The sequence below is a fragment of the Bosea beijingensis genome, from assembly GCF_030758975.1.
GTDB lineage: Bacteria > Pseudomonadota > Alphaproteobacteria > Rhizobiales > Beijerinckiaceae > Allobosea > Allobosea beijingensis.
This window is the reverse complement of record NZ_CP132359.1, coordinates 621369-636349: the sequence shown is the minus strand read 5'-3', so window position 1 is coordinate 636349 and position 14981 is coordinate 621369. Positions and strand designations below refer to the sequence as shown.

The window sequence follows — 14981 nt, the reverse complement described above, 5'->3', positions numbered from 1 at the left end:
ATATGTCGGGCGTTGCGATCGTCACCGGCGGCAGCCGGGGAATCGGCCGGGCGACCGCGATTCTGCTCGCGGAGCGCGGCTACGATCTCGTCGTCAACTACCAGTCCAATGCCGAAGCCGCGGCCGAGACCGTCGCGGCCGTGCTCCGGCAGGGCCGGCAGGCGGCTGCGGTCAAGGGCGATGTCGGCGACGATGCCGATGTCGCCGCGATCTTCGCGGCAGCCGACAAACTCGGGCGCCTGACCGCACTGGTCAACAATGCCGGCGTGATCGATGCCCCGCAGCGCCTCGACGAGATGAGCGTCGCGCGGCTTGACCGGATGTTCCGGATCAACCTGACCGGCAGCTTCCTCTGCGCCCGTGAGGCGGTGAAGCGGATGTCGACCCGCCATGGCGGGCAGGGCGGCGGCATCGTCAACCTGTCCTCCGCTGCGGCGGTTCTGGCAGGTGCCGGGCAGTATCTCGACTATGCCGCCGCGAAAGCCGGCATCGATATCTTCACGCTCGGCCTCGCCCGCGAGGTCGCGGCCGAGGGCATCCGGGTCAATGCCGTCAGGCCCGGGATCATCGATACCGATATCCATGCCAGCGGCGGGATGCCGGACCGGGTGGCGCTGTTGCGCGACCAGTTGCCGATGAAGCGCGAGGGCACGGCGCGCGAGGTGGCGCAGGCGATCGCCTGGCTGCTCTCGGACGAGGCCTCCTACACCAACGGAACCGTCTTGAACGTGACCGGCGGGCGCTGAAGCGCCGCCGCATTCGAACACAGGAAAGGAAGTCACCATGGCTGCGGCCTACGATCTCGTCGTCATCGGAACCGGCCCCGGCGGCTATGTCTGCGCCATCCGCGCCGCCCAGCTCGGCCTCAAGGTCGCAGTGGTCGAGAAGCGCAAGACCCATGGCGGCACCTGCCTGAATGTCGGCTGCATCCCCTCCAAGGCGCTGCTGCACGCTTCCGAGATGTTCGAGGAAGCCGGCCACACCTTCGAGAAGCTCGGCATTGTCGTCGGCAAGCCGAAGCTCGATCTCAAGGCAATGATGGCCCACAAGCAGGAGACGATCGACGCGAACGTCACCGGTGTCGGCTTCCTGCTGAAGAAGAACAAGATCGACGCCTTCCTCGGCACGGCCTCGATCCCGGCCGCCGGCAAGGTCGTCGTGACCGCCGAGGACGGCAAGACGCAGGAGATCGAGACCAAGAACATCGTCATCGCGACGGGTTCGGAGTCGGCGCCGCTGCCCGGCGTGACCGTTGACGAGAAGACCGTCGTGACCTCGACCGGCGCGCTCGAGATCGGCTCCGTGCCGAAGGAGCTCGTCGTGGTCGGCGCCGGCGTGATCGGCCTCGAGATCGGCTCGGTCTGGAGCCGTCTCGGCGCCAAGGTCACCGTCGTCGAGTTCCTCGACCGCATCCTGCCCGGCATGGACGGCGAGGTCGCCAAGCAGTTCCAGCGCATCCTGGAGAAGCAGGGCTTCACCTTCCAGCTCGGCTCCAAGGTCACCAAGGTCGACGTGGCCAAGAAGGGCGCGACCGTCACCGTCGAGCCGGCGACTGGGGGCGAGGCCAAGACGCTCAATGCCGATATCGTGCTGGTCGCGATTGGCCGTCGTCCGAACACGGATGGCCTCGGTCTCGACAAGGCGGGCGTCGCGACCGAGCGCGGGCGCGTCGTCATCGACGATCATTTCAAGACCAATGTCGCCGGCATCTATGCCATCGGCGACGTCGTGCGCGGGCCGATGCTGGCGCACAAGGCCGAGGACGAGGGCGTCGCGGTCGCCGAGATCATCGCCGGCAAGCACGGCCATGTGAACTACGACGCGATTCCCGGCATCGTCTATACCGCTCCGGAAGTCGCGGCGATCGGCAAGACCGAGGAAGAGCTGAAGGCGGCCGGCGTCGCCTACAAGGTTGGCAAGTTCCCGTTCACGGCGAACGCCCGCGCCCGCGCCATGCGCCATACCGACGGCTTCGTGAAGGTGCTGGCCGATGCCGCGACCGACCGCGTGCTCGGCTGCCACATCATCGGCCCGCATGCCGGCGACCTGATCGCCGAAGTGACCGTGCTGATGGAGTTCGGCGGTTCCTCGGAAGACCTCGCCCGCACCTGCCATGCGCATCCGACACTGGCCGAGGTGGTGAAGGAAGCCGCTATGGCGGTGGAGAAGCGCCAGATCCATATGTGATCGACTTGCGAAGAGCGCGCGCCTGCGCGCTCTTCGCATACGAGCCCTCATTCTGAGGAGCGGGCGCAAGTCCGCGTCTCGAAGGATGCTCCAGAGCGCGCTGGACCATCCTTCGAGACGCCGCTTTCGCGGCTCCTCAGGATGAGGGCTCGTTTTATTTTAGAAGCCCGAGGCTACCCCCGCCGGGCGTGGAAGGCCGTCAGCGTGTTCTTGAGCAGGCAGGCGATGGTCATCGGGCCGACGCCGCCGGGAACCGGAGTGATGGCGCCCGCGACCTTCACGGCTTCCGCAAAATCGACGTCGCCGGTCAGCTTGCCGTCGGGCAGGCGGTTGATGCCGACATCGATCACGGTGGCGCCCTGCCTGATCCAGTCGCCCTGGACCATGCGCGGCCGGCCGACCGCGGCGATGACGATATCCGCGCGCTTCACCACTGCAGCCAGGTCGCGGGTGCGCGAATGGGCGATAGTGACCGTGCAATCGGCCTGGAGCAGGAGCTGCGCGACCGGGCGGCCGACCAGTTCGGAGCGGCCGATCACCACGGCGTCGAGCCCGGACAGCGATGGCAGCGCCTGCTTCAACAGCAGCATGCAGCCGAGCGGCGTGCAGGGCACGAGACCGTTCTTGCCACCGGCGAGCAGGCCTGCATTGATCGGGTGCAGGCCGTCGACATCCTTGGCAGGGTCGATGGCATCGATGATGCGGCCCGTATCGATGTGCTTCGGCAGCGGGAGCTGGACGAGGATGCCGTCGACATTGTCGTCGGCGTTAAGCTCGGCGAGCTTCGCGAGGAGCTGTGCTTCGGTCGTATCGGCGGGCAGCCGGTGAGCGACCGAATTCATGCCGATTTCGACGGCGAGCTTCTCCTTCGAGGCGACATAGACCTTGCTGGCCGGGTCCTCGCCGACGAGGACGACATGGAGGCCGGGCACGATACCCCGTGCGGCCTTGATGGCGGCGACCTCGCGGCCGATCTCGGCCCGGAGCGCAGCGGCCGTGGCCTTGCCGTCGATGATGCGGGCTTCGCCGGTCATGGGTCCGACCTCGTGTTGGCTGATGACGCCGCCCTCATGCGCGATCCCGCAGGCCCGGACAAGCCCGAATGCGCGGCTATCCCGGTTGCGACGTCATCGGGCGGGGAGGAGCGGGCGACGCGGCTTGCAGGTGCCCTATCGGCCCGGTATCTCCGAACCGGACTGAGAGAGGCCGGAGAGGCGAGACAACGTGACGACCGGTTTCGCCCGCCTGCCAGATGCCTCTGCCTTCCGGCTGTCCGATCTACGCGTACCCGCCTGCCTGATCGAGGGCGGCGATCTCCCGGCTGACCGCAACGGGCTGGCGCGTGTCGACCTCGCCATCGCGGGTGGCCGTATCGCGGCGATCGAGCCTGCCAGGGCGACCACAGGGGCCGAGCCAGCTTTGAGCCTCGATGGCGGCATCGTGCTGCCGCGACTCGTCGATGCCCATGTCCATCTCGACAAGGGCCATATCTGGCCGCGCAGCCCCAATCCGGACGGTACCTTTCCGGGCGCACTGAACACGGTCGGTGCCGATCGCGAGGCGAACTGGTCGGCGCAGGACGTGCGGGCGCGGATGGATTTCTCGCTGCGAACCGCCTTCGCGCATGGCACCGCGGCCATGCGGACGCATCTCGATTCTTTGGGCAAGCAGATCGGGATTTCCTGGCCGGTTTATGCCGAGTTGCGGGCGGAATGGGCCGGGCGCATCGCGCTTCAGGCTACGCCGTTGTTCGGCGCCGATGCCGCGCTGGACCCCGCACATATGCAGGCGGTGATCGCCGCCGTGAAGGCGCATGGCGACAAGCTCTTGGGCTGCGTCACCTATATGATCCCGGAGCTCGACCGGGCACTCGACATCCTGTTCCTGGCGGCGATCGAGAACGGCTTCGATCTCGACTTCCATGTCGACGAGACCAACGATCCGGCGGCGCGCTCGCTGGAGCACATAGCGGACGCAGCTTTGCGCCATCGCTTCGAGGGGAAAATCCTCTGCGGGCATTGCTGCTCGCTCGCGCTTCAGGCGCCCGAGGATGGGGCGCGAATCATCGCAAAGGTTCGCGAGGCCGGCATCGCCGTGGTCTCGCTGCCGCTGTGCAACATGTATCTGCAGGACCGCCAGCAAGGACGCACGCCGCGCTGGCGCGGCGTCACGGCATTGCATGAACTGAAGGCTGCCGGGGTGCCGGTGATGATCGCCTCCGACAATACCCGCGACCCCTTCTACGCCTATGGCGATCTCGACCTCGTCGAGGTGCTGCGCGAGGGCACGCGCATCCTCCAGCTCGATCATTCCGGACCTGACTGGGCCAATGCCGTGGCCCGCACGCCGGCGCAGGCGATGGGGATCGAGGCCGGTGTCATCACGGTGGGCGGGCCGGCCGATCTCGTCCTGACGCGAGCGCGCGACTGGACCGAACTCTTCTCCCGGCCGCAGGCCGATCGCACCGTGCTGATTTCCGGCCGTGCGATCGACCGGACCTTGCCTGATTACCGCGAACTCGACCATCTGATGGGCAGAGCATCATGACTGCACGCTACGACATCGCCACGCTGAAGAGCCGCCTCGGCAGCATCCGCACCGAGGAGAATCCGGCGCTGGTGAAGCAGAAGAGCCGCGACTTCTTCTGGTACTCGCCGATCCTGAAGCGCCAGCTCGACCATGTCTTGGCCGATATCGTGGTCTCGCCCACGAGCGAGGCCGAGGTCGTGCAGGTGCTCGCCGCCTGCCATGAACTCGGCATTCCGGTGACGCCGCGCGGTACCGGCACCGGCAATTACGGCCAGGCGATGCCGCTCTCCGGCGGCGTGCTGCTCGATCTCTCCGGCTTCAACAAGGTCAAGGAGATCGCCGCCGGCCGCTATGTCGCCGAGCCCGGCGCGATCATGGCCCGGATCGACGACGAGACGCGGGCGCATTCGCGGCAGGAACTGCGGTTGCATCCGTCCACCTACCAGACGGCTTCGATCGGCGGGTTCATCGCCGGCGGCTCCGGCGGCGTCGGCTCGATCAAATGGGGCGGCTTGCGCGACTGGGGCAACATCATCCGGCTGAAGGTCGCGACGATGGAGGCAAGCCCGCGCATCCTCGAGTTCTCCGGTGAGGACCTGCACAAGGTCGCCCATGCCTATGGCACCAACGGCATCATCACCGAGGTCGAGATGCCGCTCGGCCCGGCCTATAACTGGGTCGACGTCATCGTCGGCTTCGAGGATTTGCGGGCCGCGACCGAGTTCGCCAATGCGGTCGGCGAGCAGGACGGGCTTGCGCTGAAGAACCTCTGCGTCGTCGCGGCGCCCGCGCCGCATGACTATTTCCTGCGCCATCGCAAGTTCCTGCCGCGCGACAGCCATCTCGTCATCGTCATGGCTGCCGATTTCGCGGTCGATGCGCTCTGTGCCTATGCCCGCCGCTTCAAGGGCGCGGAGCTTCTGCTGCGCACCGACAAGCTTTCGCCGGAGGATGCCAAGGGTCTGCCGCCGGCCTATGAGCTCGGCTGGAACCATACGACGCTCAGGGCTTTGCGCGTCGATCCGGCGATCACCTACCTGCAGGTGCTCTATCCCTTCCCGAACCAGGTCGATCTCGTCGACAAGATCCATGCCCGCTTCGGCGACGAGGTGACCTGCCATCTCGAATTCGTGCGCTTCGACGGCAAGATCACCTGCTTCGGGCTGCCGCTGGTGCGCTTCACCAGCGAGGAGCGGCTTGAGGAGATCATGGCGATCCATGAGGAGATGGGCGCGCCGATCTTCAACCCGCACCGCTACACGCTGGAAGAGGGCGGCATGAAGCAGACCGACGAGACGCAGCTCGCCTTCAAGCGCGAGGCCGATCCGCAGGGCCTGCTCAACCCCGGCAAGATGATCGCCTGGGAAGACCCGTCCTACGATTACCGCTCGGGCAAGACCTTCCTGTTCCGCAGCCTCAGCGAAGCCGGCGTCGGCTAAGGACCATGCGCGTGCTCGTCCTCTATGCCCATCCGGTTCCTGAAAGCTTCGGCGCGGCCATCCATGAGACGGTCGTCGCTAGCCTCAAGGCAGCGGGGCACGAGGTCGACGATTGCGATCTCTATGCCGAGGGCTTCGACCCGGTGCTGAACCGGGAGGAGCGGCGCGGCTATCACGACACCGCCAGCAACACATTGCCCGTCGCCGGTTACGTCGAGCGGGTGAGGCGGGCCGAGGCGCTGGTGCTGTGCTTTCCGGTCTGGAATTTCGGCTTTCCCGCGATCCTCAAGGGCTTTCTCGATCGCGTCTTCCTGCCCGGCGTGTCCTTCAAGATGGTCGATGGCAAGGCGCAGCCGGCTCTGCACAATATTCGCCGGCTGGTCGCGGTGACCAGCTATGGCGGTTCGCGCTGGCGCGCCCTCCTGATGGGCGATCCGCCGCGCAAGGCGGTATGCCGGGCGCTGCGGGCGGTCTGCCACCCGCTGGCGCGCACGACCTATCTCGCCCATTACGAGATGAATCTCTCGACGCCGGCGAGCCGCGCGGCTTTTCTGAAAAAAGTCGCGACCAAACTCACGCTCTCGTAGCTCTGACATCCGATTGTCATCTCGCTGTCATGTTCGCGCGCGAGTACGCAGCCGGCGAAGCGTCTGCTTATCCGTCCAAGGATCGGCCCGAAGGATCGACCCCATGACCAAGGCAATCGAGAAGAGTGTCGGACGTGCCCTGCTCGTCACCGCGCGGCTGCACCGCTCGCGGATGGGCGAGAGGCTGAACGGCCTTGGCTTGTTTCCCGGGCAGGAGCAGGCGCTGAAGGCGCTGCAGCCCGCCCCGATGACGATGGGCGAGCTCGCCGCGCTGCTGCGCGTCAAGCCGCCGACCGTGTCGAAGACGATCGGGCGGCTCTCGCTGCAGGGCCTCGTCACCCGCGAGGGCGGCAATCGCGACGGCCGCCTCGTGCAGGTCGCGCTGACCGAAGCCGGCCAGAATACCGCGGCCGAACTCGACGCGGTCTGGAACGAGGTCGAGGAAGAATTGCTCGACAAGCTCGACGGCAAGGAGCGCAAGCAGTTGCGCAAGCTCCTGCGCAAGGCGTCGAAAGGCCTCTCGAAGGCCGGCGCCGAGAATGACGATCCGGATACCGATCTCGACGAGGCCGATAGCGACGGCTGATTTCTGCATGGAGTGCATGCTTCAGCGTAGTGGCTCCGCTGATTAAATCGGTTCAATCTGCCCTCGTCATTCCTCCAGAGCATGGCGAGACTCTGTGTCCCCACCAGTGGCGCCCTCCGAAACCGGCCACGCACGCATGGCCGCGATCGGCCTGATGTGCGCAGCCGTCCTGCTGTTCTCGCTGCTCGATACCAGCGCGAAATGGCTGGGCCAGTCGATGAACCCGCTGCAGGTTGTGTTCGCGCGCTATGCCGGCAGCATGATCCTGGTGTTGGCCGTCATCAATCCGTGGACGCGGCCCGGTGTGCTGCGAACCAAGCGGCCCTGGCTGCAATGGGGCCGCTCGCTCCTGCTGCTTGCCTCGACGGCGCTGAACTTCGTCGCGCTGCGCTATCTCCAGCTCGCGGAGACGATCTCGATCATGTTCGCGACGCCCTTGCTGGTGGCGCTCGCTTCCGGGCCGCTGCTCGGCGAGTGGCCGGGGCCGCGCCGGCTGGCAGCGATCGGCGTCGGCTTCATCGGCGTGCTGGTGGTGACGCGGCCGGGGATCGGCGGCATGCATCCGGCAGCGCTGCTGATCGTGCTCGGCTGCCTGTGCTACGCCTTCTACTCGCTCTCGACCCGGATGCTCTCCGGCCATGATTCATCGGAAACGACGATGATCTATTCGGGCGCGGCGGGGACGCTCGCGACGATTCCGCTGCTGCCCTGGATCTGGGAAACGCCGCAGACGCTGCTGCCCTGGCTCCTGATGTTCGCGGTCGGCGCGTTCGGCGCCTTCGGCCACTGGCTCCTCATCCTGGCGCATCGGATGGCGCCGGCGACGGTGCTGGCGCCGTTCATCTATTCGCAGATCGTCTGGATGCTGCTGCTCGGCTGGCTGGTGTTCGACCAGTTGCCGGACCGCTGGACATTCGTCGGCGCCGGCATCGTGATCTCGTCCGGGCTTTACCTGCTCTATCGAGAGCGGGTGCGGCATGTGCCGCAGGAAGCGGCTTCGGCGCGACTGGACTGAGAGACTGCTCGGCAACTCAACTGCGACGGCCGACTGACGGCGCGTTCTGCGCTTCCGGTGCTCACGTACTGTAGTACGCTCCGCTCCGGTTCTCGAAAACACCGCCATTCGACTCCCCGCAGCGACCTGCCAAGCAGTCTCTGCGGCGAGCTATTTCCATTCTTCCGGACTGATCGCTTCGCAATCGTCCGGAACAGCGATGAGTTGATCAGACCGTGACCTGCGTGCCGACCTCGACGACGCGGCCGGTCGGGATCTGGAAGAAGTCCGTGGCGTCGGTCGCGCTCTTGGTCAGGCCGATATAGAGATTGTCCTGCCAGACCGGCATGCCCGATTGCGGCGAGGCCTTGATCGAGCGGCGCGACAGGAAGAACGAGGTCGACATGATGTCGAACTTGAAGCCCTGCTTGCGCAGCATGGCCAGGCCCTTCGGCACGTTCGGGCTTTCCATGTAGCCGTAGACCATGTCGACGCGCCAAAAATCGTCGGTGATGCGGGCGAGGCGCACGCGCTCCTCCTCGACGACGCGGGGCGTATCGGCCGAGCGCACGGTCAGTACGACGTTGCGCTCGTGCAGGACCTTGTTGTGCTTGAGATTGTGGAGCAGCGAGGCCGGCGCGGTCTCCGGATCGCTGGTCAGGAACACGGCCATGCCCTTGACGCGAGCCGGCGGGCTCTTCGAGAGCATGGTGACGAGCTCGAGCAGCGGCACGTCGGTCTTGCGGGTCTTGTCGAACAGGATCTTGGTGCCGCGCATCCAGGTCCACATCACCAGGGTCAGGCCCATGGCGAGCAGCACCGGCACATAGCCGCCGTTGAACAGCTTCAGCATGTTGGCCGAGAAGAACGACACGTCGACAACGAAGAAGGGCAGGATTAGCGCGCCGGTCGCCAGCGGGCTCCAGCCCCAATGGCGGCGGATCACGATCGCGGCGAGCATGGACGAGACGACCATCGTGCCGAAGACCGAGATGCCATAGGCATGCGACAGGCTCGACGAGGTTCGGAACGACCAGACCAGGATCAGCACGACGACCAGCAGCAGCAGGTTGACGCGCGGCACGTAGATCTGGCCGGAGGTCTGCTCGGAGGTGTGGCGGATCTCCATGCGCGGGAGGAGGCCGAGCTGGATCGCCTGCCGGGTCAGCGAGAAGGCGCCGGTGATGACCGACTGGCTGGCGATGATGGTCGCGACCGTCGCCATGACCACGAAGGGCAGCAGCAGGCCCTGCGGCGCGAGCCGGTAGAACGGGTTGTCGATGGCGCTGGGGTCGGCGAGGATGAGCGCACCCTGGCCGAGATAGTTGAGCCACAGCGCGGGGAAGACGATATAGAGCCAGGCGCCCCGGATCGGGCCGCGGCCGAAATGGCCCATATCGGCATAGAGCGCCTCGGCGCCCGTCACCGCCAGACAGACCGAGCCGAGCACGGCCAATGCCACGCCGGCATGATCGCGGAAGAACAGCAGTGCGTAATAGGGATTGATCGAGCGGAAGACGCTGAGATCGTCGGCGATATGATAGATGCCGAGCCCGGCCAACGTCAGGAACCAGATCAGCATGATCGGGCCGAAGAAGGTCGCGACACGATGCGTGCCGTGGCTCTGCATCACGAACAGGCCGATCAGGATCACCGAGGCGATCCAGAGGATGTAGTCATTCAGCACCGGTGTGACGAGCTTGATGCCCTCGATCGCGGAGAGCACCGAGATCGCCGGGGTGATGACGGTGTCGCCGTAGAACAGGCCGGCGCCGATCATGCCCAGCAGCAGGGCGATATGGCTGCGGGCGCGGCCGAGGCTGCGCTGCGCCAGCGCGACGAGGGTGAGAATGCCGCCTTCGCCGTTATTGTCGGCGCGCATCAGCAGCACGACATATTTCAGCGTGACCACGATGACGAGCGACCAGAGGATCAGCGAGAGCACGCCGATAACGACGCTGGGGGGGATAACCGCGCCCTGTTCACCACCAGTCGCGGCCAGAAGCGTCTCGCGCAGCGCATAGAGCGGGCTTGTGCCGATATCGCCGTAGACGACGCCGAGCGCGCCCAGTGCCAGCGCAGCGAAACCCTGCTTGCCATGCCCATGGCCACCGTTCTGGCCGTGCCCGGCATCCATGCCGAAGCGTGAATCCTCCGGCCGGACGGTCGCAGGATTCGGGTTCTCATGCCCCATCAGGGATCTCCGCGCATGCTGCGGTGCAGCGAAAGGCCGGGGCCTCTAGCACGTTGCGGGCGGCGCGCAAAGGCGCGATCAGCCGGTGGCGCCGAGACCGACGCCGTAGCGCCGCTCGACATAGGTGGCGACCATGGTCTTGAATTCGGCGGCGATGCCTGCGCCGCGGAGCGTGGCGACCTTCTTGCCATCGACGAAGACGGGGGCCGTCGGCGCCTCGCCGGTGCCGGGCAGCGAGATGCCGATATCGGCATGCTTGGACTCGCCGGGGCCGTTGACGATGCAGCCCATCACCGCGACGTTGAGGTTCTCGACGCCGGGATAGCGCGTCTTCCATTCGGGCATGGAGGTCGAAATCCAGCTCTGGATGTCCTGCGCCAGCTCCTGGAACACGGTCGAGGTGGTGCGGCCGCAGCCGGGGCAGGCCGCGACCAGCGGCACGAAGGCGCGGAAGCCCATGGTCTGGAGCAGTTCCTGCGCCGTCCTGACCTCGAGCGTCCGGTCGCCGCCGGGCTCGGGCGTCAGCGAGAAGCGGATGGTGTCGCCGATGCCTTCCTGCAGGAGGATGCCGAGCGCGGCCGAGGAGGCGACGATGCCCTTCGACCCCATGCCGGCCTCGGTCAGGCCGAGATGGATGGCATAGTTCGCCCGGCTCGCCAGCATGCGGTAGACCGTGATCAGGTCCTGCACGCCGGAAACCTTGGCCGAGAGGATGATGTATTCGCGGGCGAGGCCGAGTTCCTCGGCGCGCTCGGCCGAGAGCAGGGCCGACTGGACCATCGCCTCGCGCATGATGGCGCGGGCATCGAGGGGGCGCACGGCGCGCGCGTTCTCGTCCATCAGCGCCGTCAGCAATTCCTGATCGAGCGAGCCCCAGTTGGCGCCGATGCGAACCGGCTTGCTGTGCTTGATCGCAAGCTCGATGATCTGGCCGAACTGCTTGTCCTTCTTGTCCTTGAAGCCGACATTGCCCGGGTTGATCCGGTACTTCGCCAGCGCTTCGGCGCAGGCCGGATGGTCGGTGAGCAGCTTGTGGCCGATATAGTGGAAGTCCCCGACCAGCGGCACGTCGACGCCGATGCGGTCAAGCCTTTCCCTGATCTTCGGGACGGCCGCCGCGGCCTCGTCGCGGTCGACGGTGATCCGGACAAGCTCCGAGCCCTGGCGGGCGAGCGCGGCGACCTGCGCGACGGTCCCCGCGATATCGGCGGTGTCGGTATTGGTCATCGACTGCACGACGATGGGCGCGCCGCCGCCGACCGTGACATGCCCGACCTTGACGGGGACAGTGAGCTGCCGGCCCAGCGGGCCCGCACGTTCCGGCGTCAGATAGGAAAAGGCGCGCTCATTCATGCGGCTGCTCTATCATGAACCGGCATTCCGGCAATGCTCGCAACGGCCGACGATCTCGACCATCTGGTGCGAGGGTGAGAATTGCCCGTTTTCAGCGATCGCCGCCACCGCTTTCTTCATCGCAGGCGAGGAATCCTCGTCCACCCCGCCGCAGGATTCGCAGATCAGGAAGGCGACGACCTCGTTCGCGCCATGGCCGTGCAGGCAGGCGATATAGGCGTTCTTCGAGGAGAGCCGGTGGACGAAGCCCTGCTCGACCAGGAAATCGAGCGCGCGATAGATCGAGATCGGCGCAAGCCGCCGTCCGCCGGCGGGCGAGATGCGGTCGGCCAGGTCATAGGCACCGACGGGGCGATGGTCGGCATGAAGGGCTTCCAATGCCTGCCGCCGGATCGGCGTCAGGCGCAAGCCACGCTCGCGGCAGATCCGCTCAGCCCGGGCGAGCGCGTCCGCGGCGTGGCGGGCGTGATCCTCGGCATGGCGGCAAGGGCCTTCGCCATGCGCGTGCGACGCATGGTCATGGTCGCCGTGATGATGCGCGTTCGGCTGCATTTTCGTCATGTTGCGTTGCGAAGACTCATCGGGCACCCTGCGACGATATCCTGTCGGCGCATTGCCCGTTCGACCCCGAACCTAAGCATTTTCTCCCCGATTGTCAGGAGCCTTGACGCTCATGTTCCTCAAAGACCGTACGGCTGCGATCACCGGCTCGACCTCTGGCATCGGCCTCGCCTATGCCCGCGCTCTCGCCGCCGAAGGCGCCAACCTCGTCATCAACGGCATCATGGCTCCAGCCGATGCCGAAAAGCTGCGCGCCGATCTGGAAAAGGAATTCGGCATCAAGGTGGTGTTCTCGGGCGCGGACATGACCAAGCCGGCCGAGATCGCCGGCTTCATCGCCGAGGGCGAGAAGGTCTTCGGCGCGATCGACATCCTGATCAACAATGCCGGCATCCAGTACGTCTCGCCGATCGACGAGTTCCCGATCGAGAAATGGGACCAGATCATCGCGATCAACCTGTCCTCGGCCTTCCACACCATCCGCGCCGCCCTGCCCAAGATGAAGGAGAAGGGCTGGGGCCGCATCATCAACACGGCCTCGGCGCACGCCTTCGTCGCCTCGCCCTTCAAGTCGGCCTATGTCGCGGCCAAGCACGGCATCGCCGGCCTGACCAAGACGGTGGCGCTCGAAGTCGCGACCAAGGGCATCACCGTCAACGCGATCGCGCCCGGCTATGTCTGGACGCCGCTGGTCGAGAAGCAGATCCCGGACACGATGAAGGCGCGCAACATGACCAAGGAGCAGGTCATGAACGACGTGCTGCTCACGGCGCAGCCGACCAAGGAATTCGTCACGGTCGAGCAGGTCGCGGCGCTGGCCGTGTTCCTGTGCACGGATTCGGCCAAGTCTATCACCGGCACGACGCTGCCGATCGATGGCGGCTGGACTGCGGCGTGAGCGGGCGCCCCTCCCGCAAGGCCGAACCGGTCAAGGGACTGGTCGGGCCGAAGGCGGAGAAGACGGTTTCGCTGGCGCTGCAGGGCGGAGGCGCGCATGGTGCCTTCACCTGGGGCGTGCTCGACGCCGTGCTGGAAGACGGGCGCCTCGGCATCGAGGCGCTGACCGGCACCAGCGCTGGCGCGATGAACGCCGTCGTGCTGGCGGAGGGCTGGATCGATGGCGGCATCGACGGGGCGCGCGCCAAGCTTGAGGCATTCTGGCGGGCGATCAGCGTCGACGGCAAATATGGCGGCTCGGAGCGTTCGCTGCTCGACACCATGCTTGGTGCCTGGGGCAACAGTAACGGCACGCCGCCGGGCATGCTGTTCTTCGAGATGTTCGCGAAGGTGGCGAGCCCCTATGACGTCAACCCGCTGAACATCAACCCGTTGCGCGGTGTCGTTGCCGATCTCATCGATTTCGAGAAGGTCAGGGCTTGCGACGCGGTGAAACTATTCATCGCCGCGACCAATGTCCGTACCGGCAAGATCGCGGTGTTCGACGGCAAGGACCTGACGCCGGACCATCTGATGGCCTCGGCCTGCCTGCCGATGGTGTTCCAGGCGGTGGAGATCGACGGCGAGGCCTATTGGGACGGCGGCTACATGGGCAATCCCGCCCTGTTCCCGCTGTTCTACAAGGCGCATTGCGACGATATCCTGCTCATCCAGATCAACCCGATCCAGCGGCGGGAACTGCCGACCAAGGCGCGCGAGATCCAGGACCGGCTGAACGAGATCACCTTCAATGCCTCGATGCTGCGCGAACTGCGCGCGATCGATTTCGTCAACCGCCTGATCGACGACGGCAAGCTGCCGCGCGAGGAATACAAGCGCGTGCTGATGCATCGCATCGACGGCGGGCCGCCGCTTGCCGAGCTGACCTCGTCCTCGCGGATGAACGCGGAGTGGTCCTTCCTGCTGAAGTTGCGCGACATGGGCCGCACCGCCGGCAAGCGCTGGCTGAAGCGGAACTACGAGGCGATCGGCAAGACCGGCACGCTCGACCTCCGGGAAGCGATCGGCTGAAACGGGAGGCGCCGGCATCCTTCACGTTCCGGCGTCGCAGTTGTTCCGAGAGCGCTCTTGCGCGGTCCTCCGGCCTGATGTCATTCAGCAGGTCCGAAACGCTTCCAAGAAGACGGGGATTTCATGAGCAAGCTGATCGTCACCGCCGGGCCGTTCAAGTTCGACGCCAAGTTCGAGCTGGAAGCCGCCCCGAAGACCTGCGCCGCCTTCAAGAAGCAGATGCCGTTCATCAGCAAGATGGTGCATGTGCGCTGGAGCGGAGAGGGCGTCTGGATGCCGCTCGGCGATCTCGATTTCGGCGTCGGCTACGAGAACAACACCGCCTATCCGGCGCCGGGCCACATCATCCTGTATCCGGGCGGCGTCAGCGAGACGGAGATTCTGCTCGCCTATGGCGGCGTGCAGTTCGCCAGCAAGGCCGGCGTGCTCTCCGGCAACCACTTCATCACCCTGACCTCGGGGCTGGAGAACCTCTACACGCTCGGCCGCAAGACGCTCTACGAAGGCGTGCAGGACGTGCGCTTCGACCTCGTCGACTGAGCGCCATCGGCATGTGAATACGGAAAGGGCGGGGCGCCTGGAG

Annotated in this window: 14 protein-coding genes; 10 read left to right on the top strand and 4 right to left on the bottom strand. The window is 66.1% G+C overall.

Annotation, left to right across the window (positions count from 1 at the left end; all coding sequences use genetic code 11):
- Positions 1-2 precede the first annotated feature (2 nt).
- Positions 3-746, top strand: coding sequence for an SDR family oxidoreductase (locus tag Q9235_RS03185; RefSeq protein ID WP_306225345.1), 744 nt, complete (start codon positions 3-5; stop codon positions 744-746).
- Between the two features lie 37 nt (positions 747-783).
- Entirely contained in the window at positions 784-2187 is a 1404-nt protein-coding gene (lpdA, locus tag Q9235_RS03180) for a dihydrolipoyl dehydrogenase (RefSeq protein WP_306225344.1), read from the top strand.
- Between the two features lie 173 nt (positions 2188-2360).
- Here the strand turns inward: lpdA and folD are convergent, their stop codons facing one another.
- Positions 2361-3221, bottom strand: coding sequence for a bifunctional methylenetetrahydrofolate dehydrogenase/methenyltetrahydrofolate cyclohydrolase FolD (gene folD, locus Q9235_RS03175; RefSeq protein ID WP_306225343.1), 861 nt, complete (start codon positions 3219-3221; stop codon positions 2361-2363).
- A gap of 190 nt (positions 3222-3411) precedes the next feature.
- Between folD and Q9235_RS03170 the strand changes: the two genes are divergently transcribed.
- The 5 genes from Q9235_RS03170 (at position 3412) to Q9235_RS03150 (ending at position 8343) form a co-directional block, all read left to right on the top strand.
- Positions 3412-4734, top strand: coding sequence for a cytosine deaminase (locus Q9235_RS03170; protein ID WP_306225342.1), 1323 nt, complete (start codon positions 3412-3414; stop codon positions 4732-4734).
- A complete protein-coding gene (locus Q9235_RS03165; protein ID WP_306225341.1) occupies positions 4731-6155 on the top strand; it encodes an FAD-binding oxidoreductase in 1425 nt (474 codons plus the stop codon). The genes Q9235_RS03170 and Q9235_RS03165 overlap by 4 nt, the downstream gene beginning before the upstream one ends.
- A gap of 5 nt (positions 6156-6160) precedes the next feature.
- Positions 6161-6742, top strand: a complete 582-nt coding sequence (locus Q9235_RS03160) for an NAD(P)H-dependent oxidoreductase (protein WP_306225340.1) — start codon at positions 6161-6163, stop codon at positions 6740-6742.
- A 103-nt stretch (positions 6743-6845) separates the two neighbouring features.
- Positions 6846-7328: a MarR family winged helix-turn-helix transcriptional regulator gene (locus Q9235_RS03155; RefSeq protein WP_306225339.1), complete on the top strand. Its 483-nt coding sequence runs from the start codon at positions 6846-6848 to the stop codon at positions 7326-7328.
- Between the two features lie 136 nt (positions 7329-7464).
- Positions 7465-8343, top strand: coding sequence for a DMT family transporter (locus tag Q9235_RS03150; protein WP_306225338.1), 879 nt, complete (start codon positions 7465-7467; stop codon positions 8341-8343).
- Positions 8344-8551: 208 nt separating this feature from the next.
- Here Q9235_RS03150 and Q9235_RS03145 read toward each other — a convergent pair whose 3' ends face one another.
- The 3 genes from Q9235_RS03145 to Q9235_RS03135 all read right to left on the bottom strand — a co-directional run bounded on the left by Q9235_RS03145 (position 8552) and on the right by Q9235_RS03135 (position 12430).
- A complete protein-coding gene (locus Q9235_RS03145; protein WP_306228101.1) occupies positions 8552-10459 on the bottom strand; it encodes a potassium transporter Kup in 1908 nt (635 codons plus the stop codon).
- Between the two features lie 135 nt (positions 10460-10594).
- Positions 10595-11869, bottom strand: a complete 1275-nt coding sequence (gene ispG / locus Q9235_RS03140; RefSeq protein WP_306225337.1) for a flavodoxin-dependent (E)-4-hydroxy-3-methylbut-2-enyl-diphosphate synthase — start codon at positions 11867-11869, stop codon at positions 10595-10597.
- Positions 11870-11881: 12 nt separating this feature from the next.
- Positions 11882-12430, bottom strand: a complete 549-nt coding sequence (locus tag Q9235_RS03135; RefSeq protein ID WP_306225336.1) for a Fur family transcriptional regulator — start codon at positions 12428-12430, stop codon at positions 11882-11884.
- Positions 12431-12542: 112 nt separating this feature from the next.
- On the opposite strand from Q9235_RS03135, the gene Q9235_RS03130 reads away from it, so the two are divergent.
- From Q9235_RS03130 to Q9235_RS03120, 3 genes are all read left to right on the top strand, one after another.
- Positions 12543-13328: a 3-hydroxybutyrate dehydrogenase gene (locus Q9235_RS03130; protein ID WP_306225335.1), complete on the top strand. Its 786-nt coding sequence runs from the start codon at positions 12543-12545 to the stop codon at positions 13326-13328.
- Complete coding sequence (locus tag Q9235_RS03125) at positions 13325-14398, top strand: patatin-like phospholipase family protein (RefSeq protein ID WP_306225334.1); 1074 nt, start codon at positions 13325-13327, stop codon at positions 14396-14398. The genes Q9235_RS03130 and Q9235_RS03125 overlap by 4 nt, the downstream gene beginning before the upstream one ends.
- 123 nt (positions 14399-14521) lie before the next feature.
- Positions 14522-14938: a DUF3830 family protein gene (locus Q9235_RS03120; RefSeq protein ID WP_047578809.1), complete on the top strand. Its 417-nt coding sequence runs from the start codon at positions 14522-14524 to the stop codon at positions 14936-14938.
- Positions 14939-14981 lie beyond the last annotated feature (43 nt).